This is a genomic window from Litorivivens sp., from assembly GCF_057445395.1.
Genome location: NZ_JBVBUV010000006.1, coordinates 44,699 through 67,211 on the forward strand (window position 1 = coordinate 44,699; position 22,513 = coordinate 67,211).

A 22,513-nucleotide genomic window follows, 5' to 3' on the forward strand; every position below is an offset into this window, starting at 1 on the left:
GCGAAAATATGCCACGAAAACAACGACTGGCGCCAGCAGCAATCGACTACTTAAAGTTGCGAACGCCCTTTATTTGCAGCAATACGCATACGCAGTGCATTCAGCTTGATAAAGCCTTCCGCGTCTTTCTGATCGTAGGCGCCCGCATCGTCTTCAAAAGTGGCGATGGCTTCATCGAACAGCGAGTTGTCAGATTTGCGCCCCACGACAATCACATTGCCTTTGTAAAGCTTGAGGCGAACCACGCCATTCACAAATGCCTGCGACTCGTCGATGGCAGCCTGCAGCATCTTGCGCTCAGGGCTCCACCAGTAACCGTTGTAGATCAGCTTGGCGTAGCGCGGCATCAGCTCGTCTTTCAGGTGAGCCACTTCGCGGTCGAGCGTGATGGATTCTATCGCGCGGTGGGCGCGCAGCATGATCGTGCCGCCGGGGGTTTCGTAGCAACCGCGCGACTTCATGCCCACGTAGCGGTTCTCCACCAGATCCAGACGACCAATACCGTTGGCGCCAGCGATCTTGTTCAGGGTTTCCAGCATCGTCGCTGGGCTCAACTCTTTGCCATCCAGCGTTACCGGGTCACCGTTCTTGTAGCCCAGTTCAATGTAGGTGGGTTTGTCTGGCGCTGCTTCCGGACTAACACTCCAGCGCCACATATCTTCTTCGGCTTCCCAATACGGGTCTTCCAGATTGCCGCCCTCATAAGAAATGTGCAGCAGGTTGGCATCCATGGAGTAAGGGGATTTTTTCTTCTTGCTGGAGAAATCCACAGGAATACTGTGCTGCTCGCAGTATGCCATCAGCTTTTCGCGGGAATTCAGGTCCCACTCACGCCAGGGCGCAATCACCTTGATGCCCGGCTTCAGGGCGTAAGCACCCAGCTCGAAACGCACCTGGTCATTACCCTTGCCCGTGGCTCCATGAGAAATTGCATCAGCACCAGTTTCGTTGGCAATCTCAATCAGCCGTTTGGCAATTAGCGGGCGCGCAATGGAGGTGCCCAGCAGGTATTCACCCTCATAAATCGTGTTGGCACGAAACATGGGATAGACGAAATCGCGTACATACTCTTCACGCAGGTCGTCAATGTAAATCTCTTTGATACCCAACGCCTTGGCTTTGGCGCGCGCGGGCTCTACTTCTTCGCCCTGACCAATATCGGCTGTAAAAGTCACCACTTCGCAGTTATAGGTTTCCTGCAACCACTTGGCGATTACCGAGGTATCGAGACCGCCTGAGTAGGCGAGAACGACTTTGTTGATAGCAGACATTCAATTCTCCAGAAACTGCGGTTTAGCGTCATCAAAAGGGGGCGAATTCTACCGTATTCGGGGCGTCGACAACAGTGCCTAGCCCCAACCTGGGGCCCTGCCGCGACCCGTCCGATGCCCGTTGACGCTGCTCCGACGAGTCTAAAAGCCCCCACCTATCCAGCGCCACCAGCTTTAACACCGCTGCCGAATCCGGTAGCATGCGCGCACAGACAGGAGTTCCACACCTCTCATGGCCGATTCTAGCCCGACCCGTTTACACCTTACCCGCCCTGACGACTGGCATGTTCACCTGCGCGATGGTGACGCCCTGCCCCTTACGACGCGTGATATGAGCCGCTATATGGGGCGCGCAATCGTTATGCCCAACCTGACGCCACCGATTTGCACGGTGGCGCAGGCTGAGGCCTACCGCGAGCGCATCCTTGCCGCCATGACCGGGCTGCCCCGCCAAATGGAGCCCCTGATGGTGCTCTATCTGACGGACAACACCTCGCCAGATGAAATCAGACGCGCTGCCGAAAGCGCTAACGTTTACGCCGCAAAACTGTATCCGGCGGGAGCCACCACCAACTCAGATTCGGGCGTCACCGATATCAGCGCGCTAGCTCCAGTGCTGGCGGCAATGGAAAAGTACGACCTCCCGCTACTGGTGCATGGTGAAGTAACACACGATGACGTGGACATCTTCGATCGCGAGAAGCGTTTTATCGACGATACGCTCACCCCCCTGGTGAAGAACTTCCCCAGCCTCAAGCTAGTGCTGGAACACATCACCACCGGTGATGCAGCAGACTTTGTTGCCACCGCACACGATAAGGTGGGCGCCACTATCACGGCCCATCACCTGCTCTACAATCGCAATCACATGCTAGTAGGTGGTATTCGCCCCCACTACTATTGCCTGCCCATCCTCAAGCGCGGCAGCCACCAGCAGAAACTGATTGCCGCAGCCACCTCTGGCTCGCCCAAGTTTTTTCTGGGTACAGATTCAGCGCCGCACCCCAAAAACAAAAAAGAAACTGCCTGCGGTTGTGCGGGCTGTTACACCGCCCACGCCGCGATTGAACTCTACGCCGAGGCATTTGAGCATGCTGGCGCGCTCGACAAACTCGAAGCGTTCGCCAGTTTTTACGGGGCGGATTTCTATGGCCTGCCGCGCAATAGCGATCACATTACCCTCGTCAAGCAACCTTGGCAGGTGCCTGCTGAACTTCCCATGGGAGAACAGCCACTAACTCCTCTGCGCGCTGGCGAGACACTGACGTGGGCGGTTATCGATGGATGACACCAACTTTCCAATCGCCACTCGATTCCGCGGCTTCTTGCCCGTCGTTGTTGATGTTGAAACCGGCGGCTTTCAATCGTCGACCGATGCGATACTGGAAATTGCTGCCAGCTTTGTCGATTTTGACGACGCCGGCCAACTCGTAGTCACCGAGACTCTCGACTATCAGGTCGAACCTTTCGCCGGTGCCAACCTGGAACCCTCTGCACTGGAATTCACCGGTATCGATCCCGAACACCCGGATCGCGAGGCACGTAAAGAAGTCGTTGTATTTGGTGAATTGCTGAAAGCCGTGCGGCAGAAGGTCAAAAATAGCGGCTGCAACCGCGCAATTCTGGTAGGCCACAATGCGCACTTCGATCTGGGCTTTGTGATGGCCGGCGCCGAACGCAGCGCCATAAAGCGCAACCCCTTCCATCCTTTTTCGGTCATCGATACCGCCAGCTTAGCCGGCCTTGCCTATGGCCAGACCGTATTGGCTAAGGCTTGCGATGCCGCGGGAATTCATTTCAACAACCGTGAAGCACACAGCGCAGCTTACGATACCGAAAAAACTGCCGAACTATTTTGCACTATCGTCAATCGCTGGCACGAGATGGGAGGCTGGGTGTGGCCGGAGCCCGACACCGACGAATAGGCTTTACGCAATATTGCCGAAAATAACCTCGATTAACTAAATATTACCTGACATTCACCGCGCAACCATCAGCCCGATTGTCCTATCCTGCTACGTGATGAATACGGTAGTAACGAGGTTTTGTTGCATGGTCACGATAGATCTGTTTCGGCTGTCCCAAAAGGGCGAAACACTTGGACATGTTCGCATTCTCCGAGAACACGGCAAATCATTTCACGCGGTAGTATCGTATAAAGTAGCAACCGCGCCGCAACAAACAATTTCCCACCGCATAGACGCTAGCAACCGTAACAAAGCCATCGCCATGGTACTTACCTGGGCGCAGCAGAAATTTGGCAGCAACTGTTCGCTGATGCCGCTGAAAAACCGGCCACAGCACAACCACCAAGCGTACGCCTTCAATCTGCATGCAGCGCCAACGCAGAACACCAGAGCATAAAAAAGGCCGCACTTTGTGCGGCCTTTTGCGATGCTGCCTGCGAGAAACGCTTACAGCCCTTCGGCATTCTCCGACAGGTAAGCTGCAACACCATCCGGTGAAGCATTCATGCCCTTGTCACCTTTATTCCAGCCAGCAGGACAAACTTCACCGTGCTCTTCGTGGAATTGCAGAGCCTCAACCAGACGGATCAGCTCATCGATGTTACGACCCAATGGCAAGTCATTAACGATCTGAGAGCGCACCAGGCCTTCTTTGTCGATCAGGAATGCACCACGGAAAGCAACACCACCGTCAGCCTCTACGTCGTAGGCACGGCAGATGTCGTGGCGTACGTCGGCCGCCAGAGTGTAACCCACAGCACCAATACCGCCCTTGTCCACGGGCGTATTGCGCCAGGCATTGTGGGTAAACTGAGAATCGATGGACACGCCAATCACTTCCACACCCAGCTCTTTGAATTTGGCTACACGGTGATCCAGTGCAATCAGCTCAGAAGGGCAGACAAACGTGAAATCCAGCGGGTAAAAGAAAATCAGTGCGTACTTACCCTTGATCGTTTCGCTCAGCGTAAATTCGTCAACAATTTCGCCGTTGCCCAGAACAGCGGCACAAGTAAAGTCGGGAGCAGGTTTACCTACGAGTACACCCATGGTGATAAAACCTCCAAGATTGAAATTAGTGTTAGAAAGTAGATCAGCCAGCTGCTGCCGGCCCAGTGTGTGCAGGCATGATACACGCCATCAGCAATCAGGCACAGGTGAATATTGCGCGTCATCGATAGATAAATTCTATTGATTAAATTTACGACAGGTTACCGCTCGGACTTGCAACTGACAATCATTCTCATTAGTATTTACGCACCATCAGGACAACCCGAGTTTCACAGTTATGTACGTTTGTGTTTGCAATGGTGTGACCGATCGCGACATCCATCGCGCCCTGGAAAGTGGCAGCCGCAATTTCCGCCAGGTGAGCAAATCTCTGGGGGTGGCGAGCCAGTGCGGCTCCTGTGAGGAGTTGGCGCGCGAAATCATTGAAGACTACAAACTGCAGACCACCGGCAGCGCGCCTTTCTATGCCGCCGTGTAAACACTAATGGCTCGCATTCTCACTATTATTCATAATTCCTTAACAATCAATAGCTTAGATTGACACGCTAACCCTTTAGGGGTAGCCTCACTCCATCACTTTTTATGGATTAGAGGCCCCTATGAAAGGCGACAAAAAAGTCATCGCGTTGCTCAACAAGGTACTGGGGAACGAACTGGTTGCCATTAACCAGTATTTTCTCCACTCCCGCATGTACAAAGACTGGGGCCTGAAAGAACTCGGGGAACACGAGTACCACGAATCCATCGACGAGATGAAACACGCCGACCGGCTAATTGAGCGAATCCTGTTTCTTGAGGGGCTGCCCAATCTACAAGACTTGGGCAAACTGCTCATCGGCGAGAATACCGAAGAGATGCTGAAATGCGATCTGAAGCTTGAGCTCAGAGCCATCCCCGATCTCAAGGAAGGTATTTCCTACTGTGAGGAAGTGGCCGATTACGTGAGTCGCGACCTGCTCAAGGAGATTCTTGAATCCGAAGAAGAGCACGTCGATTGGCTGGAGACCCAACTTGGCCTGATCGAGAAAGTCGGCCTGCAAAATTACCTGCAGTCACAAATGAGCTAGCCCTTACAGCCACCAGGACTGCCCATCGCGCGAGGGCTTACAGCTGTAGCCCTCGCCACCGTCTTCAGAGATTCTCCTGCAATTGGCTGATTAGTTTCCTTTTCATTGGCATCACCCAGTTTTCCTTCAACGCCGGCGACAATAGTCCCGCCGCCTCGAGTTCGTCGCACAAGGCCATCTGGTGCGCCAGATCAAACATGTCAAACTGACGGCAGATCTGACAATTGTCGTCCAGCGTGAGAAAGGAAATCCCAGGCGTTTCTCGGTGACTGCCATCTTCTCGCAAGCCCGGCCCCCGATTCACCCAATGGGTGACGATCTCATTGCCCTCCCCCACATAGAATCCTTTATAGGGAAAGCTCCAGTCTTCCCAACCGTGCTGCATGTCGCGACCGTAATGCGTCGCCTTAATCTGCTCGGTGCCACGCGCCTCAACCAACATAACGCCCGCATACTCACAGGTATAAATACAGTCGGGAGCATAGATTTCATCCACAAAAAAGGTCCATTCGTTGCGGCGGTCAGCTTCAGCGTGATAACGGATGTATTTATCGATAAAGTCTTTTTTTTCGTCGTAGGAAAGCATGACAGTGTCCGTGTATTTATTGATAGCTATTGAGAAGAGCCAATCACCGCAAATGCCACAAGCAAGCTACGGCTGTCGCGACAGATCGACGATAACCTCACTATTGACCGAATTCGCGATAAAGCAAGCCTCGTGCGATTGACTGTGAAGCTGTTCTATCACGTCGCGCGCGAACCGCGCCTCCCCCACAAAGGTTACTTTCGGGCGTAAAGTAACCTGCACCATACGCAGCTTACCGCTGACTGGCTTGGCCAGGACACCTACGGCCTCATCATCATAACCCTCGACATCGAGTCCACGCTTGGCGGCAAAGGCCAGGAAAAACAGCATATGACAGCTCGACAGCGCGGCGACGAAGGCTTCCTCCGGATCGACATTTTCTGCCGCAGCGTACGGCAAGGGAACGATGTGTGGCGACGCGGACGCCGGCACCACCAGTCCGCCATCAAAATGCCAACTGTGACGCCGACTGTATTGATTGTCGAGAAAGCGCTCGCCGTCCCGACAGTGCCAGCGAACCGTAGCGCAGTGTTGAGGCATCCCTTACCTCCTCCAACACGGAAACGCGGCCTACAAAGACCAGATTGCGGCCACTTTAGGCACAAAGATAACCAACCCGATTAGCGCTGCGCTCACGGCGCTGATCAGTACAGCCCCAGCCGCAACATCCTTGGCTTTTCCAATCAGCTCATCCTGAGCGGGACTGAGTCGATCACACACATACTCCAACGCCGAATTCAGCGCCTCCAGACTGATAACCCAGCCAATGACCAACACGACCAGCAGCCACTCCAGGCGGCTGAGCCCAAGCGCAACACCAAGCACAAGCACCATCAAGCCACATACCGCATGCAGGCGCGCATTGTGCTGCTCTACAAGTAGCAGGCGCAGCCCGTTCAGCGCATGCTTGAAGCTGCGCCAGCGGGCGGAAAGTGTAAAGCGTGGTGAAGCGGGCAAAATCTTCCTTAACAACATTATTATTGGCTTACCGGCACAGAACACACCTGTCCGGGCTTTGTCCGCAAGAGCATAGCGGTTACTCTATGACTTTCGCAATTCATACTGGAAACACCCATGAACCAACCTGGCTTCCAACGCATCTCCGTCAGCAAAGCCCAGGAGCTGCTGAACAACCAAACCTGTGCGCTACTGGATATTCGAGATTCACAATCCTTTGCCCAAAACCACGTGCCCGAGGCCTCGCACCTTGACGGCAATAATGTTGACCAATTCTTGCAGACAGCCGACAAAAGCCAACCCCTGATCATCTACTGCTATCACGGCAACAGCAGTCAAAGCGCCGCACAGTATTTTTCAGAGCAGGGCTTCAGTGAAGTCTATAGCGTGGATGGCGGCTTCGAGGTCTGGCGCAACCAGCTGTAAGCAAGCTACTCAGGTGAGAACCTCATCTACCAGCCCCCAGTCCAGCGCCGTCTGACAAGTGATTCGCTTTCCCGACAGCGCCATATAGTTAAAGCGATGGCGGCCAATTCGTCGCGCAATACTGACGCAACCGCCAGCCCCCGGCACCAGACCAAACTGCAGTTCCGGCAACTGAAAATAACTATTCTTTACAGCCGTCACGCGCGCCGCAAACGCTGGCAACTCCACGCCCGCACCGATACACGCGCCGTGTACCCGCACTTCAGCGCGGTCTCCCAGCCGCGCTAGCCAGCGGCCGGGCAACCGTAATGCGCGTATCCAATGCCCCGTGGCCGCGTCAGCCACCTGACCAAATTCACGCAGCTCGCCGCCCACGCTGAAACACTTACCCTCACCCGTGAGGATGACTTTCACTATCGAGTCGTCCAGCAAAGCCATACTGAAGACCTCCACCAGCGCATCGCGCATTTCCACTGTCATCGAATTACGCAGTTCTGGTCGATTCAGGCTAACCCGTAACATCGCTCCTTCGCGTTCAAGTCGCAGCGGCGGCCCATCTGCCAACGCGGGCATTGGTTCGGGCTTATGGGCAGCAAGCCAACGCTTGTATTCCGGGCCATCCTGCAAACAGCCATAGGTGACAGATTCCATATCCAGCCCGGCATCCACATCCAGTTGCTCGATCGCCCGAGCCAATCTGACCAGACTCATTGCCGCAATCGGCGCATGGCGCACATTGTCCTCAATAGCCCGTAGCGCGCGCTCGTCTTCCAGCACGCAATCCACAGCGCGGGCCAACACACGCGGCAGTGGCTGCGCCGTTAGCGCTATCACTGGCTGCGTCCAGCCTACCAGTAATTGCGCCAGACTGGCTGACAGACGCTCAGAAACACCCGCCCCCCGACAATCCAGAACCAGGCAACCTGGCTCCGGCAATTCGCCGGCCAGAGCTTGCAGCCGCAGCCAATCTTCGGCATCGCGTGGTGTCAGCATAAAATCTCTCGGGTTGCGATTTCCAAATCCAGTACCCGCTATTCTAGGGTGCGGGACAGGCACAGGTACAGGCGGCACTATTAATCACCAATGTTGGATAGTAATATACTATCCTTGAGCACTTGACCAACCAACATCCGGAGCAAAATCGTGCCCCACAAGACTGCCGTTGTTACCGGCGCCAACTCTGGCCTCGGATTTGGAATCTCCTGCGCGCTGGCTGAGCGCGGCTATCAGGTGATAATGGCCTGCCGCAACCTGCAAAAGGCCGCGGACGCCAAGCAACAACTACTGACACGAGTACCCGGCGCCAACGCTCTGGTTATTCAACTTGATGTATCAGATCTGAAGTCGATCGCCGCGTTTGGCGAGCAATTCAAAGCACAGGTCGGCGCCCTTGACCTGCTGATCAACAACGCTGGCATCGTCGCCATGCCGTTTGAGAGAAACAGCCAGGGCCACGAAATGCAGTTTGCCACCAACTATCTCGGCGCGTTTGCCCTCACCGGCACGATGCTGCCCCTGTTTCGTGACAGCGGCTCACCGCGCGTCGTCAACATTGGCAGCCTGGCCCACCGCTTCGGCAAGCTGGTTCTGGATGACCTGAATTGGGAAAAAGAAGAGTACAACGAGTGGCAGGGCTACGCTCGCAGCAAAGTTGCGATGCTCACCTTTACCCTCGAACTGGACCGCCGCCTGAAGGCTGCCGGCAGTCCGGTGACCGCGTTGGCGGCCCACCCGGGGTTCGCTAACACCAACGCTGGCAACAGCCCGTCGGTAGCCCCCAAGGGGCCCATCCGCCGAAAAATGCAGACCATACTTACCCCACTGATTCCCACTGCTGATGCCGCCGCCAGATCGGCACTGCTTGCCGCCTGCGGCGATTCGGTTCAGGGTGGCGACTACTACGGACCGCGCGGCCTGTTTGAGATTGGCGGCAAGCCCGGCAAAGCCAAGCTAAACCCTCAGTGCCGCGATGAAGTCGCCGCAAAGCAACTGTGGAATATTTCAGAATCATTGAGCGGCGTTGCGTACCTCTCCTGAAGCGCACCTCGGCGCACTATTGCGGCTGGGCGTGCTGTCGTAATTTCCGGCGCTGCTGATCCGTCAGGGCTCCCTGAATTCTGGCCTGCAGCAGCGCGGTTTCGGCAGTGAGCTCACCACTGAGTTCACCCAGCGCCTTTGCTTTCTCGCGAATCGCATCCTCATCAAACTCGGGCCCTATTTCACCCCCCAGCGCCATTTTCAGCGCCTGCATACGCCCGTATAGCTTGTCCGTTTTTTCACGCGAATCAGTGAGCATCCTTTCAATATCACGCTCCTGCTGAGCATCCAGTTTGACTACCGCATCAAGCTGCTTAACCTGCTGATGCGGCTGTGCCTGCGGCATGCCCTGGGCAACCAGCGATAGACTGCACAGCGCGGCACTTACGAATAGCACTAACCTGACCATAACATTGCTCCTCTTGATTGATTAACCGGCAATCACTTCCCACCCCTCAGCCCGGGCCATGGCGCGCAATCGTTGACCCGGCATAATCGCAATTGAGCGTCGGACATTGCGAAACAGGGCGGCGTCGTTTACTGAATCACCATAGGCAACGGCCTCGCTGAGAGGCAAACCAAACTGCTGCGCAATCTGCCTGGCAGCATCAACTTTCGTACGATTGAACGGGTGGCGAAGCGGGAGACCGCCAGCAAACTGGTCGCCACGCCGCGCGCAGAGCGCCCCCAACGCGAAATGGGCACCCAGATAGCGCGCCAGCGGGTCAGCAATAAATTGCGGGGTTCCCGTCAACAGTGCAACGCGATCAGCCGCTTCGACGTGCTCGCGCAAGCGCTTAACGGTAGCGGAAATCAAGCATTGAGCCAGCGTGTCGGCGACAAACTGCTCAGCTTGTTCAGCCACAATCGAAACCGGTAATCCGCTGAGATAAGATTTGTTCTTGCGCAGGGTGTTACGGCCGTAGCGGGGAAACAGCAGTACGCTGTAGCACGCGGCAACCCCCAGCTGGCGCGGACCCAGCAACCCTGCCCGCAGCAAATGCTTGAAAAACCGCAATTCAGTACCCGGCTGAGTCACCAGCGTACCATCAACGTCAAACAGTACGAGTTTCACGGTCGCCACCCTGAGCCAATACGAACTCCACAATCACAGGCAGTCCACGCGCCACACACAGCAACGCGGACAAGCCTATAAGCAGTGACGACACGGCCTGCACCAAGCCAGACCAATCGCCCCAAAAGCTCGGGTACAACACTGAAACCGGGTGCCATAGCAGCACCCAAGTGAAGGTCGTGGCTTTGAGCACCGCGTAGAAGCCTCGCATAAAGCGACCGCCAACCAGAAACTGCGCGAGCGGTGAGCGAAGCATATCGAAAGCGGCCGTACCCTGAGCGGCTCCATGGCTTCGAATCGCGTCAACCAGCTCACCACGTACGATGAACAATAGCGGCACCCAAACTGGTATCAATCCTTGATGGGCCAATGCTACCCACAATACGTTTTCCACAATACGGTCTGCCGCGATATCAAACGTGGCGCCAAATACGGATTCTTCACCGCGCTTTCGGGCCACGTAGCCGTCGAGACCATCAAGACTGATCATCAAAACAACCAGCGGAGCGTTCAATAGCTGCACCAATGGTGGCGCCTCGTAGGCAATCCAGACCACCAGCAAGAGCATCAGGCAGCGAGCGGACGTTATACAGTTTGCCATTGTCTCTCCTTGACCATCCGGGATGAGAAAACTCATTGCGTATTGATGGCGAGGATAGAGAGTGAAAACTGTTTTTTCACCTGCACAGACGGGTTCCCGTGAATACTACTCAGGAAGTTGCAGGGCTTTATGCAGAAGTGTGAAATGGTTGCCAGTTGGCGCGTGAAAATTACCGGGGAAAATAGGGAAAATTACAATCTAACAGATCTACTTTTCCGTGAGCGGCTGATCTTCAAACGCCACTCCCGCCCAACCGCTGCGCATAAAGTTTCGTATATTGGCATGATCATCACCATTGGGGTTTTCCAATACGTCTCGGGTATAGAAATCCCCAAAAGCATTGAGAGTGGCCTGCTCACCCAGCTGATGCAGTTTGGCGAAGGCAAATATCTTGCACGAGCCGTTATTTGTATTAGCCTCGTTGAACTGTTCACCATTACGAAAAGCCGTGGGTGTGAACACATAGCAGGAATCGATAACAGCCATCACATCGGCAAAAGCAACAGGGCCCTGCTGAAGCGCAGCGACAAGGGATTGGGGATTCATAATGAAAAAACCGTAGTAGTCAAATCAAGGCCAGGGGGTACGAAAAATACCCCGCGACGGCGGCTGTTTATTTCAGTAGGCTAAGATCTACCTGCTTGTCGGCATGATAGGACGAGCGAACCAACGGACCACTGGCAACACTTTTAAAGCCAAGCTCTTCAGCAATCCGGCCGAACTCGTCAAACTCTTCTGGCGTGACAAACCGATCCACCGGCAGGTGATCGCGACTGGGCTGCAGGTACTGGCCAAGCGTAATCATGTCGATATCATGCGCACGCATATCGCGCATTACCTGAATTAACTCTTCAGGGGTTTCACCAAGGCCCAACATCAAACCTGATTTGGTCAGCACCTCAGGGCGGCGCTCCTTGTAGCGCTTGAGCAGGTCCAGAGACCATTGATAGTCAGAACCGGGGCGGATTTTTTTGTACAGACTGGGTACGGACTCGAGGTTGTGATTAAACACATCCGGTGGTTCGGAAGCCAGAATATCCAGGGCAATATCCATTCGCCCGCGAAAATCCGGCACGAGTACCTCAATGCGGATACCAGGTGTTCGAGCACGGGTTTCGCGAATACACTGGGCAAAGTGATCAGCGCCACCATCCTTAAGGTCATCGCGATCGACTGAGGTGATCACCACATACTTAAGCTGCATCTCAGCGATGGCTGCCGCCAGCTCACGTGGCTCGTTTTCGTCCAGCGCATTGGGGCGACCATGCGCCACATCACAGAAGGGACAGCGCCGCGTGCAAATTTCACCCATGATCATAAAGGTCGCTGTGCCGCCGCTAAAGCACTCACCCAGGTTCGGGCACTGCGCTTCTTCACACACTGAAGCCAACTTGTGACGGCGTAGAACGCTTTTGATACGTGAAATTTCCGGGCTTGCCGGAATCCGCACCCGCAGCCAGTCGGGTTTAACAGGCAGTTCAGTGGTTGGGATAACCTTGACCGGGATACGGGCAACTTTATCCGCACCACGCAATTTCTCGCCCTGAACCACCGGGCGCGGCGCTGGCCGACCCTTGGCGCGTTTGGCCGTCGGTGCGTTGTCGGTTTGTTCAGTCATTGTGTGCCTTTGAACCGCAGGGAAACCCAGCATTGTACACGTGATTGCTGTCGGAATAACCCAGAGCAGCCTGAAATATCTCAGCCAGACGCTGGGCTACGCCGTCCTGGTCAATTGGTTTGGCGAGGGTGTGTGCAAGATCAGTCACCGCCATGCCCACATGACCGCAGGGGTTGATCCGCTGAAAAACCGACAGATCCATATCGAGATTGAGACTCAGACCGTGGAAGGTACAACCACGCCGTACGCGCAGCCCCAGCTGGGCTATCTTGGCCCCCGATTCGAGGTAAACACCGGGCGCATCGGCTCTGGGCGCGGCTTTAACCCCGAACTCTGCCAACAGATCGACGATTGACTGCTCAATCGTGGTCACCAGCTGACGCACGCCAATTCCGAGCCGACGCAAATCAACCAGCACGTAGCCTACCAGCTGACCCGGCCCGTGGTAGGTCACCTGACCACCGCGGTCTACTTGTACCACCGGTATATTGCCGGGAGCCAGCACATGCTCGGCCTTGCCGGCCTGCCCCTGGGTAAATACAGGCGGGTGCTGCAATAACCACAGCTCATCGGCGCTGTCAGCGTTACGCTGATCGGTGTAGGCCTGCATGGCACGCCAGGTAGGTGTGTACTCACACTGCCCCAGCCAGCGCACGGTCAGCGCGGAAGGCGCGACACGGCTCACCACTACAAAACCATCTGCACGCGGCCAGTTGCCTTTAGCGCTTCGTGAATAGCCTGCAACTGGCGTTCACCAGTTGCCGTGATAGTGACACTCACGGAAGAAAATTTGCCGGTCCGGCTGGCGCGAACACTCACATCCTTGTCATCGATGGGGCCGCAGTACTCCACTAGAATGTCGAGCACCATGGCCCTGAAATCCGGCAGCGCGTCCCCCACCACTTTGATGGGGTATGCACAGGGAAACTCGATTTTAGGGGCTTCGGGCTCGCTCATTTCTGACCAATCAGGTTGAGTACAAACAACACAATGGCGTCCCACAAGCGCTTGACCAAACCACCCTGCTCAACATCTTGCAAGGCTATGAGTGGAGAACGCACCAGTTCCTTGCCGTCCAGCGAAACCACCAGCTCACCGTATTCCTGACCTTCGCGGATAGGTGCTGTCAGCACCTCGTCGACACTAAGCGTGGCGTCCAGCTGATCGTGCTGGCCGCGCGGAATGGTCAGGAAAACCTCCTCTTTCACCCCGAGAGACACCTCATCGGCAGCCCCTTTCCAGACCCGGGTTTTACTCAGTTCAGTTCCAGCCGTATAAAGGTGATGTGTTTCAAAAAAGCGGAAGCCGTAGGCCAGCAGGCGCTGGGTTTCACGCTCGCGGGCGGACTCACTCTTGGTGCCCATCACCACCGAAATCAGCCGCATACCCTCGCGCTCGGCAGAAGACACCAGACAATAGCCCGCGGCATCTGTATGGCCGGTTTTCAGACCGTCAACACTGGGATCACTCCACAACAGGCGATTGCGATTGGTCTGGCGAATGCCGTTGTAGGTGAACTCCTTCTCTTTGTAGAGATCGTATTCGGCGGGGTAGTCTAGAATGGCGCGAGACAGAATCGCCATATCCCGCGCCGACGAGTAGTGATCGTCATCCGGCAGGCCATGAGAGTTCACAAAGTGGCTGTTTTTCATGCCCAGGCGCACGGCATGCTGGTTCATTACCTGCGCAAACGACGCTTCACTGCCGGCGATGTATTCCGCCACCGCTACGCAGGCATCATTGCCAGACGAAACAACAATTCCGCGATGCAGCTCACCAATCGACACCTGCTTGCCCACCTCAATCCACATCAGCGAGGAGCCGTTAAAGATTGGGTTCTGAGCCCATGCATTCTTGCTGACGGTGACCATATCATCGTTGGACACCTGACCGTTTTCGAGCCAGTAAGACAATACATAGCTGGTCATCAGCTTGGTCAGGCTGGCCGGCGGCAGACGCTCATCGGCATTATGCTCTGTGATCACCTCGCCGCTGTTGGCATCCATCAGAATCCACGATTTCGCCGCCAGCTGGGGCGGCGCGGGAATTAGTGCCGGCTGTGCTGTCGCGGCGAGTGGCGTCAGCACGATTAAAAAGCTCAGAAGCAGTTTTATATAACGCATTTTCATCCAGTTTTATTCAAGGTTTACCGTCTTCGGTGACGATGGAAGCCAGTCCGTAGTTGTTACTGTGCAGCTCACGACGCACCCGTTCCGCTTCCAGGTAGTCGGTAAAAGGGCCAACCCGCACGCGATGGAAGGCCGGTTCACCCCGACTGGGGCTGACATGGACCGGCAAATTGTGGCGAGCGGCCAGCTCAGACTGCAGCTGCAGCGCCGTTCCCTTTACCTGGAAAGCGCCGACCTGCAGAAAATAACGCGGCACAGCCTTGGGTTTGGCGCCAGTGCTCTTGCCCGCCGCAAGCCGGTTATTATCCAGATCAATGAGCCTGATTTCCACTGGCGCCGTGCCCTTGTCTGCAAAGCCCAGCTTGACGGCAGCCGCATAGGAGAGATCGATGACCCGGTCATCGTGGAACGGTCCGCGATCGTTTACCCGGACAATGGCTCGACGACCGTTGTTCAGGTTAGTCACTTCCACATACACCGGAATTGGCAGGGTTTTGTGGGCCGCTGTCATCTTGTAGAGGTCGTACACTTCCCCATTGGACGTCAGCCGGCCGTGAAACTTGGTGCCATACCAGGAGGCAATGCCCCGTTCTCGATAACCCTGGTAGTCGGTCATCAATTCGTAGCGGCGCCCGAACACCACATAGGGGCTGGTATTACCGCGCGCCGTGATTACCTCGGGACGCGGCACCGCATCGGCTATTTGATCCGGATCAAGCTGTTTTGTCGGCGCACCGTCCTGGGCCGGCCACTGTTTAGGGGCGCTTGCCGTCGACGAATCCGAGCCCAACCAGGAACAGGCTCCCAGCAAACTTGCCAGCAACAGGGCCAGCGCTGTACGAACTGCACTCATTGACCGTAACGCTGCTCAATCAGCTGGCTCAACTGGTACACAGCCATCGCGTACATTGAACTGTGGTTATAGCGGGTAATCACGTAAAAATTGTGCATCCCCAGCCAGTACTCCTCGCCAGAGTCGCCGATAAAGCGAATGGCGCTGGCTTTTGCCTTACCGTCCAGATCCGCATAGGCGCCCACACCCTTGCTTTTCAGTTCAGCAACCGTGTATTTCGGTTTAAGACCCTCGTCAAACACCTGTGCGTCGTGGTTTTTGGCCACAAAGGCACTCAGCGCGACCGGCGCGTTCGGGCGCCAGTCGTGCTTGGCGATGTAATTGGCAACACTGCCAATCGCATCCACCGGATTGTTCACAATATCGGCCACGCCATCGCCGTCAAAGTCGACTGCAAAGCTGCGATAGCTGCTGGGAATAAACTGCCCAAAGCCCATGGCACCGGCATAGGAGCCGGTCATCGCCAGCGGATCAAGCCCCTGCTCCCGAGTCATTAGCAGGAACTCTTCAAGCTGTTTGGAAAAGAATTTGCTGCGGCGCGGGTAGTCAAAGCCCAGGGTCGCCAGCGCATCTACCACCCGGTAGCTGCCCATATGGCGGCCGTAACGGGTTTCGACTCCAATAATGGCGGCGATCACCTGCGGCGGAACACCGTACTGCTGCTGCGCCCTTTTCAGGGTATCGCGGTGGGTATTCCAGAATTCGACACCCTGACTAATGCGCGACTCCTGGATAAAAATTTTGCGGTAATCCTTCCACTCCAGTGTGCGCTCAGCCGGGCGCGAGATGGCATCAAGAATGGATTGCTTGCGCTCTGCTTCAGCCAGCAGCTTTTCTATCTCAGCTCGCTCAAAACCGTGTGTTTTCACCATCCGGTCGGTAAATTCGCCCGCCAGCTCGTGATCCAGGTAACTCGCAACAGCCGCGAGCGGGCTCATCAATAGGGCCAGCACGAGGGTACAAAGGGGTTTTCGCATGTTACAACCTTAGTGTTATACGTTAAGCAAGACGGTTAATGATATTGCCGCGCATTTCTACAGTGCGCTACTGGTGAATAAAACGCTCATCAGCGCGAATGCTCATTAGAATGCCAAATCCGATCATCAGCGTCACTAGCGACGTACCGCCCTGACTCACCAGCGGCAAGGGTACACCAACCACCGGCAGCAATCCGGACACCATCCCCATATTCACAAACACATAGACAAAAAAAGTAAGCGTAATACTCCCCGCCAGCAGGCGTCCAAAGCTATGTTTGGCATTCATGGCAATCCAGGAGCCCCGTAAGATCAACAGAATGTAGAGCAGCAACAGGGCCAGCACCCCACGCAGGCCATACTCCTCGGCCAATACCGCCACAATGAAGTCGGTATGGCTCTCCGGCAGAAAATCCAGGTGCGACTGAGTACCCAGCATCCAGCCCTTGCCATTGACGCCGCCAGAACCAATGGCGGTTTGCGATTGAATGATATTCCAGCCGGCGCCCAGCTTGTCACGCTCCGGGTTCAACATGGTCAGTATCCGGCCGCGCTGGTAGTCGTGCAGCACGAATTCCCAAACCGGCCATGCCGCAGCCACCAACAACCCGAACCCACTGAATATGATGGGCCAGCCCAGCCCCGCCAGAAACAGTACAAAGACCCCGGAGGAGCCAATAATGATGGACGTTCCCAGATCGGGCTGCCGGGCAATGAGCAAGCAGGGCACCATCAGCAACAGCAGTCCGATTGCCACATATTTGAACCGGGGCGGCAATGGCCGCACCGCGTAATACCAGGCCAGCGTCATGGGTAAAACCAGCTTCATGATTTCCGATGGCTGAAAGCGGAAACCACCCAGATTCAGCCAACGCTGCGCCCCTTTGGCCCCGTCGCCCATAAACTCCACCGCCAGCAACAACAGTATTCCACCCGCATAGGCTGGCGGGGCATAGCGTTTGATATTCTCGATATGTACCTGCGCGACAGCAAACATGACGACGTAGCCGATCAGCAGGAAGCGCGCCTGGCGGGCTACGGTCGCACTACTGCCATCGCTGGCGCTGTAGAGAATCGCCAGCCCAAACCCCGTCACCACCAACAGTAACACCAACAGACTCAGATCGAGTCGCAGTCGTTGCAAAATACCGCGCTGCACCTGACGGGCGTGATGATCGCGCGGCAGCTGGCGGATAAAGTCCGAGTGGCTCACACCTCCTCCTTCGGCACCGCCGTCAGTTCACCACGCACTTTTACCGGCTCGATAGTCTTACCTTTAACCGTCTCCGGACGCAGGTAAGCGTCAAACACCTGCCGCGCTATAGGGGCCGCAACACGACCGCCAGCTTCGCCATTTTCCACAATCACTGCCAGCGCAATACGCGGGTTATCCGCCGGCGCGAACCCAACAAACAATGCGTGGTCACGTTTGCGCTTTTCAACCTGAGCCGGATCATAATGTTCATGGGACACAATACCCACCACCTGCGCGGTACCGGTCTTTCCGGCAATACGGTAATCCAGGCCCGGGGCAATATTTTTGGCCGTGCCTTTCACGCTGTGCACCACATCCTCCATAGACGCCAGCACATAATCCCAGTCACTTTCGTCGGCAACCTCCACCCGCGGCAACAATGGCGCCTGCACCGGGTGGTCATTGATGGCGCGCACAATACGCGGCACCTTGCGCTCACCTTTATTGGCCAGCACAGCCGTGGCGACCGCTAACTGCATGGGGGTGGTCAGCATGAACCCCTGGCCGATGCCAACGTTCAGAGTCTCACCGGGAAACCAGTGCGAACCTTTCACCGCGCGCTTCCAATCCCGCGAAGGCAGCAGACCTGAGCGCTCGTTATCGCTGTCGATGCCGGTCAGCTCACCCAAGCCGAAACGCTGCCCGAATTCGTGGATGCGGTCGATACCCATGTTGTAGGCAAGGTCGTAGAAATATACGTCGCAGGATTCAACGATCGCTTGGTGAAGCGCAATCCGATGGCCATGCCCCCCGGTTTTCCAGTCTCGGTAAAGCCGCTCTTCATTGGGCAGTTTGTACCAGCCCGGATCGTAAACCGCAGTGCGTCGGGTAACAGTGCCATAGTGCAGACCACCCAGACCGAACACCGGTTTGAGAGTGGATCCCGGCGGATACTGGCCCTGCAGCGTGCGGTTAAACAGAGGCAAATCGGGCGATTCCCTTAATACCTTGTAATCCTTGCTGCTAATGCCATTGACGAAAAGGTTGATGTCGTAGCTCGGCGTACTCACCATCGCCAGCACACCACCGTCCGCAGGGTCTATGGCAACGATCGCGCCACGTTCGCTGCCCAACACTTCGTGAGCTACGCGCTGCAGATCGATATCAATATTGAGTTTCAGATCAGCGCCGGGCAAAGGCGGGTGACGCTCGAGAATGCGTAACACACGGCCACGGGCATTGGTTTCCACATTCTGATAGCCCACGGTACCGTGCAGGGATTTTTCGTAAAAATGTTCAACGCCCAGCTTGCCTATATAGTTCGTGGCGCTGTAGTTGACCGTGTCGATTTCATCCAGTTCTCGCTCATTGATTCGCCCGACATAGCCCAATACATGTGCCAGTAGCGGCCCGTGCGGATAGTTGCGCACTAACTGTGCATCGATATCCACACCCGGCAGACGATAGCGGTTGGCCGCTAGGCGGGCGATGTCCATCTCATTGAGCTGCAGCTTGAGCGGCACGGCCTGATAGGGGCGACGGTGGCCAAGGCGTCGCTTGAACTTGCGAATATCATCTTCGTCGATGTCCACCAGCTGCGCCAGATCACGCAGCGTCTGCTCCAGATCCGGTACCCGCTCCTTGATGATCACCAGACTGTAGCTGGGGATATTCTCTGCCACCAGAACTCCGTTGCGGTCGTAGACAAGGCCGCGCTTGGGTGCGATGGGCTGTAGCTGAATGCGGTTTCTGTCGGACTGCACCTGATAGACGTCGTGCTTGATCACCTGCAGATAGAAGTAACGGCTGACGATGATCGACAACATGCCCACCATAAACGCCGCCATCACCAGATAGCGATGGCGGAATAACCTGCGCTCGGTATTGGGGTCTTTCAGTGGATCCGGATGCGCCATTAAATTTATTATCTGTCAGCGATGATAGGGATGGCCCTGAAGGATACTCCAGGCGCGATAAATCTGCTCGGCCAGCATTACCCGCACAAGAGGGTGAGGCAGCGTCATGGCCGACAGCGACCAGCGTTCGCGCGCCTGCTTCAGACACACATCGTCGAGGCCATCGGGGCCGCCAACCAACAGACTCAGATTGCGGCCATCCATATGCCACTCGTTAAGCGTTTTCGCCAGCATATCAGTACTGATCGCCCGGCCGGTCACATCGAGCGCCACCAGCACATCGTCTTTGGCCACCGCTTTAAGCAGGGCTTGAGCCTCCTGCGCTTTGGCGCGTTTGATATCGGGATTTTTGCCACGCTTGGCCAGAGCTATTTCCTGAATTTCCAGACTGAACTCTGCAGGCAGCCGTTTGCGATACTCGTTGACCCCCGCTTCCACCCAGTCAGGCATGCGGGTGCCCACGGCCAGCAATTTAATTCGCATTCCCGCTGTCACCGCCGGCGGGCACTGACCACAACCGCTCAATATCGTAAAAGGTTCGCGCCTCGGGCAGCATGACATGAACCACCACGTCGCCAAAGTCCACCAATACCCATTCAGACACCGTTTCGCCCTCCATACCCAGGGGCTGAACACCAGCCTGCTTCGCCTCAACGATCACGTTGTTGGCAAGTGACTTCACATGACGATTGGACGTGCCACTGGCCACCACCATATAGTCGGTCACACCGGTCATTGCGCGCACGTCGAGCGCCACAATGTCCCGTGCCTTGACGTCGTCCAGGGCCTCTTTGACCAGATTGACCAATTGCTCAGATTTCATGCTTTGTCTGCATTCTCCGGTTCACCAAAATAAAGTCGGTGTTGCTTGATATAGTCGGCGACGCCTGCGGGCAGCGAATCGCCGGGAATTACGCCACGCTGAAGGTACTCTCGAACCTGGGTGGCGGATTGAGGCCAAGGCGTCAGCGCGACGTGAGCCATCGCGCCATGAGAAATATCCTTCAACCGCGCCGGGTCTACCAGGCGCGTGGCCGCGTAGTCCCTCACTTCTGGAACAGGCGTTTCGCGAAAACCATCGCGATGCATCACCACCACATTGGCAAACTCAAACAGCGATTGCCAGCGACTCCAGGTGTGCAGATTGTTGTAGGCATCAGACCCCATGACAAAATTCACGCTGACGGCTGCGCCCTGTTCCGCCCGTATTTCAGCCAGTGTGTCGACCGTATAGGATGGGCCGCTGCGGCGCAATTCGCGATCATCGGCCGCCAGGCCGTCAATTCCCGCCACGGCCAACTCCACCATTTGCAGGCGATGGTCGGCGCTGGATTGCGGGGATTCACGATGGGGCGGCAAATGACAGGGTACCAGCAAACACTGATTCAGGCCGAGCCGATGGCACAGCTCCTGCGCGCTGCGCACATGTCCGATATGAACCGGGTCAAAGGTTCCACCCAGAATTGCGATCGCCGGTAAGTTCACGTGAGTGCAAACATGCTACTGGCGAATGTGACCGTCGCCAAACACGATGTACTTCTGCGACGTCAAACCTTCGAGGCCAACCGGGCCACGAGCGTGTATTTTGTCGGTGGAAATACCAATTTCAGCCCCCAGTCCGTACTCAAATCCATCGGCAAAACGGGTGGAAGCATTGATCATTACCGAGCTGGAATCCACCTCGCGCAGAAAACGCCGCGATTTGCTGTAGTTTTCCGTGACAATGGCATCGGTGTGCTGGGAGCTCCAGCGGTTGATGTGCTCGATAGCCTCATCCAGCCCATCTACCACACGTACGGCCAGAATTGGCGCCAGATATTCCGTCGCCCAGTCGCTCTCCTCCGCCGCAGCCATCGCCGGCACCAGCGCACAGGAGCGCTCGCAACCGCGCAATTCCACCCCTTTTTCTTGCATCTGCTGTGCGATCACCGGCAACAATGCCTGAGCACGACTCTGCGCAATCAGCAGGGTCTCCATCGTATTGCAGGTGCCGTAGCGGTGGGTTTTGGCGTTAACGGCTATAGCCAGCGCCTTGTCTGCATCGGCGTCGTCATCAATATAGACGTGACAGATACCATCGAGATGTTTAATCACGGTCACGGTGGCATCGCGGGAGATACGCTCGATCAAGCCCTTGCCGCCGCGCGGAACCACCACGTCCACAAACTCGGGCATGGTAATCAGGGCACCAACTGCTGCGCGATCTGTCGTGGCGACCACCTGCACTGCAGTTTCCGGCAGTCCCGCCTTGGCCAGCCCCGCGCGAAGACATTCGGCAATCGCCTGATTGGAGTGGATGGCTTCCGAACCTCCGCGCAGAATAGCCGCGTTGCCCGACTTCAGGCAAAGACTGGCCGCTTCTGCCGTCACATTAGGTCGAGATTCATAAATAATGCCGACAACACCCAGCGGCACGCGCATTTTGCCCACCTGAATGCCGCTTGGCCGATAGTTCAATTCACTGATTTCACCCACCGGATCAGGCAAGGCCGCGACCTGTTGCAGCCCCTCGATCATCCCGTCGATACGCGCCGGCGTGAGCTCCAGACGGTCCAGCAGCGCGTCGTCCAGACCGCTGTCCCGACCCGCAGCCAGATCTTTGGCGTTGGCCTCGGCAATTGCAGCGCGCGCAGCATCGACCGCCTCAGCTATCGCCAACAGAGCCGCGTTCTTCTCGGCAGTGCCCACAGCGGCCATGATCCGCGACGCTGCGCGCGCCTGCCGGCCCATGGCGATCATCGCATCCTGCACCGTGCCGCTCTTTATCTCGGAGTCCTGAATAGTCATGTGTTCCTGAAAGCGTGGAAAATCAAGCCGGGCATTATAG

General features: G+C 56.1%; 29 protein-coding genes. 7 read left to right on the plus strand and 22 right to left on the minus strand.

Annotation, left to right across the window (positions count from 1 at the left end; genetic code table 11):
- Nucleotides 1-50: 50 nt before the first annotated feature.
- Nucleotides 51-1,271 (minus strand): argininosuccinate synthase, encoded by a 1,221-nt coding sequence (locus AC222A_RS03640; protein ID WP_372781357.1) that lies wholly within the window; start codon nt 1,269-1,271, stop codon nt 51-53.
- Between the two features lie 232 nt (nt 1,272-1,503).
- Here AC222A_RS03640 and pyrC point away from each other — a divergent pair, with 232 nt between their 5' ends.
- The 3 genes from pyrC (at nt 1,504) to AC222A_RS03655 (ending at nt 3,635) form a co-directional block, all read left to right on the plus strand.
- Nucleotides 1,504-2,559: a dihydroorotase gene (pyrC, locus tag AC222A_RS03645; protein ID WP_486774643.1), complete on the plus strand. Its 1,056-nt coding sequence runs from the start codon at nt 1,504-1,506 to the stop codon at nt 2,557-2,559.
- Nucleotides 2,552-3,196, plus strand: coding sequence for a ribonuclease T (rnt, locus tag AC222A_RS03650; protein ID WP_372749656.1), 645 nt, complete (start codon nt 2,552-2,554; stop codon nt 3,194-3,196). The genes pyrC and rnt overlap by 8 nt, the downstream gene beginning before the upstream one ends.
- 127 nt (nt 3,197-3,323) lie before the next feature.
- The gene (locus AC222A_RS03655) at nt 3,324-3,635 is read left to right on the plus strand and encodes a hypothetical protein (protein ID WP_372749657.1); all 312 of its coding nucleotides are present in this window, start codon (nt 3,324-3,326) and stop codon (nt 3,633-3,635) included.
- Between the two features lie 50 nt (nt 3,636-3,685).
- On the opposite strand, the gene AC222A_RS03660 is transcribed toward AC222A_RS03655, so the two are convergent.
- Nucleotides 3,686-4,288 (minus strand): peroxiredoxin, encoded by a 603-nt coding sequence (locus AC222A_RS03660; RefSeq protein WP_372749658.1) that lies wholly within the window; start codon nt 4,286-4,288, stop codon nt 3,686-3,688.
- Nucleotides 4,289-4,526: 238 nt separating this feature from the next.
- Between AC222A_RS03660 and AC222A_RS03665 the strand changes: the two genes are divergently transcribed.
- A complete protein-coding gene (locus tag AC222A_RS03665) occupies nt 4,527-4,727 on the plus strand; it encodes a bacterioferritin-associated ferredoxin (RefSeq protein ID WP_372759167.1) in 201 nt (66 codons plus the stop codon).
- A 121-nt stretch (nt 4,728-4,848) separates the two neighbouring features.
- Nucleotides 4,849-5,316, plus strand: coding sequence for a bacterioferritin (bfr, locus tag AC222A_RS03670; protein WP_372763585.1), 468 nt, complete (start codon nt 4,849-4,851; stop codon nt 5,314-5,316).
- 64 nt (nt 5,317-5,380) lie between these two features.
- On the opposite strand, the gene AC222A_RS03675 is transcribed toward bfr, so the two are convergent.
- The 3 genes from AC222A_RS03675 to AC222A_RS03685 form a co-directional block, all read right to left on the minus strand.
- The gene (locus tag AC222A_RS03675; RefSeq protein WP_372759250.1) at nt 5,381-5,902 is read right to left on the minus strand and encodes a nuclear transport factor 2 family protein; all 522 of its coding nucleotides are present in this window, start codon (nt 5,900-5,902) and stop codon (nt 5,381-5,383) included.
- A 66-nt stretch (nt 5,903-5,968) separates the two neighbouring features.
- Entirely contained in the window at nt 5,969-6,442 is a 474-nt protein-coding gene (locus tag AC222A_RS03680) for an OsmC family protein (RefSeq protein WP_372759251.1), read from the minus strand.
- A gap of 30 nt (nt 6,443-6,472) precedes the next feature.
- Entirely contained in the window at nt 6,473-6,859 is a 387-nt protein-coding gene (locus tag AC222A_RS03685) for a diacylglycerol kinase family protein (protein WP_372748428.1), read from the minus strand.
- Nucleotides 6,860-6,976: 117 nt separating this feature from the next.
- On the opposite strand from AC222A_RS03685, the gene glpE reads away from it, so the two are divergent.
- Entirely contained in the window at nt 6,977-7,285 is a 309-nt protein-coding gene (gene glpE / locus AC222A_RS03690; RefSeq protein ID WP_372748429.1) for a thiosulfate sulfurtransferase GlpE, read from the plus strand.
- A 9-nt stretch (nt 7,286-7,294) separates the two neighbouring features.
- On the opposite strand, the gene AC222A_RS03695 is transcribed toward glpE, so the two are convergent.
- Nucleotides 7,295-8,278, minus strand: coding sequence for an enoyl-CoA hydratase/isomerase family protein (locus AC222A_RS03695; protein WP_372748430.1), 984 nt, complete (start codon nt 8,276-8,278; stop codon nt 7,295-7,297).
- Nucleotides 8,279-8,428: 150 nt separating this feature from the next.
- Between AC222A_RS03695 and AC222A_RS03700 the strand changes: the two genes are divergently transcribed.
- Nucleotides 8,429-9,322 (plus strand): oxidoreductase, encoded by an 894-nt coding sequence (locus tag AC222A_RS03700; RefSeq protein WP_372763583.1) that lies wholly within the window; start codon nt 8,429-8,431, stop codon nt 9,320-9,322.
- A 16-nt stretch (nt 9,323-9,338) separates the two neighbouring features.
- Here AC222A_RS03700 and AC222A_RS03705 read toward each other — a convergent pair whose 3' ends face one another.
- The 16 genes from AC222A_RS03705 to AC222A_RS03780 all read right to left on the minus strand — a co-directional run bounded on the left by AC222A_RS03705 (nt 9,339) and on the right by AC222A_RS03780 (nt 22,473).
- Nucleotides 9,339-9,731, minus strand: a complete 393-nt coding sequence (locus AC222A_RS03705; RefSeq protein WP_372748432.1) for a hypothetical protein — start codon at nt 9,729-9,731, stop codon at nt 9,339-9,341.
- Nucleotides 9,732-9,752: 21 nt separating this feature from the next.
- On the minus strand, nt 9,753-10,397 hold the full coding sequence (locus AC222A_RS03710; protein ID WP_372748433.1) for an HAD family hydrolase: 645 nt from the start codon (nt 10,395-10,397) through the stop codon (nt 9,753-9,755).
- On the minus strand, nt 10,378-10,998 hold the full coding sequence (locus tag AC222A_RS03715; RefSeq protein ID WP_372748434.1) for a CDP-alcohol phosphatidyltransferase family protein: 621 nt from the start codon (nt 10,996-10,998) through the stop codon (nt 10,378-10,380). Before AC222A_RS03715 ends, AC222A_RS03710 begins: the two co-directional genes overlap by 20 nt.
- 207 nt (nt 10,999-11,205) lie before the next feature.
- Nucleotides 11,206-11,544, minus strand: a complete 339-nt coding sequence (locus tag AC222A_RS03720; protein WP_372748435.1) for a HopJ type III effector protein — start codon at nt 11,542-11,544, stop codon at nt 11,206-11,208.
- A 67-nt stretch (nt 11,545-11,611) separates the two neighbouring features.
- Nucleotides 11,612-12,616: a lipoyl synthase gene (lipA, locus tag AC222A_RS03725; RefSeq protein WP_372748436.1), complete on the minus strand. Its 1,005-nt coding sequence runs from the start codon at nt 12,614-12,616 to the stop codon at nt 11,612-11,614.
- Nucleotides 12,609-13,304: a lipoyl(octanoyl) transferase LipB gene (gene lipB / locus AC222A_RS03730; protein ID WP_372748437.1), complete on the minus strand. Its 696-nt coding sequence runs from the start codon at nt 13,302-13,304 to the stop codon at nt 12,609-12,611. Before lipB ends, lipA begins: the two co-directional genes overlap by 8 nt.
- On the minus strand, nt 13,304-13,573 hold the full coding sequence (locus tag AC222A_RS03735) for an HP0495 family protein (protein WP_372748438.1): 270 nt from the start codon (nt 13,571-13,573) through the stop codon (nt 13,304-13,306). Before AC222A_RS03735 ends, lipB begins: the two co-directional genes overlap by 1 nt.
- Nucleotides 13,570-14,739 (minus strand): D-alanyl-D-alanine carboxypeptidase family protein, encoded by a 1,170-nt coding sequence (locus AC222A_RS03740; protein ID WP_486774644.1) that lies wholly within the window; start codon nt 14,737-14,739, stop codon nt 13,570-13,572. Before AC222A_RS03740 ends, AC222A_RS03735 begins: the two co-directional genes overlap by 4 nt.
- A 16-nt stretch (nt 14,740-14,755) precedes the next feature.
- On the minus strand, nt 14,756-15,598 hold the full coding sequence (locus AC222A_RS03745) for a septal ring lytic transglycosylase RlpA family protein (RefSeq protein WP_372763581.1): 843 nt from the start codon (nt 15,596-15,598) through the stop codon (nt 14,756-14,758).
- A complete protein-coding gene (gene mltB, locus AC222A_RS03750) occupies nt 15,595-16,575 on the minus strand; it encodes a lytic murein transglycosylase B (RefSeq protein ID WP_372763580.1) in 981 nt (326 codons plus the stop codon). The genes AC222A_RS03745 and mltB overlap by 4 nt, the downstream gene beginning before the upstream one ends.
- 67 nt (nt 16,576-16,642) lie before the next feature.
- Nucleotides 16,643-17,788 carry a rod shape-determining protein RodA gene (gene rodA / locus AC222A_RS03755; RefSeq protein ID WP_372747903.1) on the minus strand — a complete coding sequence of 382 codons (1,146 nt, stop codon included), beginning with the start codon at nt 17,786-17,788 and terminating at the stop codon, nt 16,643-16,645.
- Nucleotides 17,785-19,686 (minus strand): penicillin-binding protein 2, encoded by a 1,902-nt coding sequence (gene mrdA, locus AC222A_RS03760; protein WP_372747904.1) that lies wholly within the window; start codon nt 19,684-19,686, stop codon nt 17,785-17,787. Before mrdA ends, rodA begins: the two co-directional genes overlap by 4 nt.
- Before the next feature lie 15 nt (nt 19,687-19,701).
- Nucleotides 19,702-20,169, minus strand: coding sequence for a 23S rRNA (pseudouridine(1915)-N(3))-methyltransferase RlmH (gene rlmH, locus AC222A_RS03765; protein WP_372747905.1), 468 nt, complete (start codon nt 20,167-20,169; stop codon nt 19,702-19,704).
- A complete protein-coding gene (gene rsfS, locus AC222A_RS03770) occupies nt 20,159-20,509 on the minus strand; it encodes a ribosome silencing factor (RefSeq protein ID WP_372747906.1) in 351 nt (116 codons plus the stop codon). Before rsfS ends, rlmH begins: the two co-directional genes overlap by 11 nt.
- Nucleotides 20,506-21,171 carry a nicotinate-nucleotide adenylyltransferase gene (gene nadD / locus AC222A_RS03775; protein ID WP_372747907.1) on the minus strand — a complete coding sequence of 222 codons (666 nt, stop codon included), beginning with the start codon at nt 21,169-21,171 and terminating at the stop codon, nt 20,506-20,508. Before nadD ends, rsfS begins: the two co-directional genes overlap by 4 nt.
- A 15-nt stretch (nt 21,172-21,186) precedes the next feature.
- Nucleotides 21,187-22,473, minus strand: coding sequence for a glutamate-5-semialdehyde dehydrogenase (locus AC222A_RS03780; RefSeq protein ID WP_372747908.1), 1,287 nt, complete (start codon nt 22,471-22,473; stop codon nt 21,187-21,189).
- Nucleotides 22,474-22,513 lie beyond the last annotated feature (40 nt).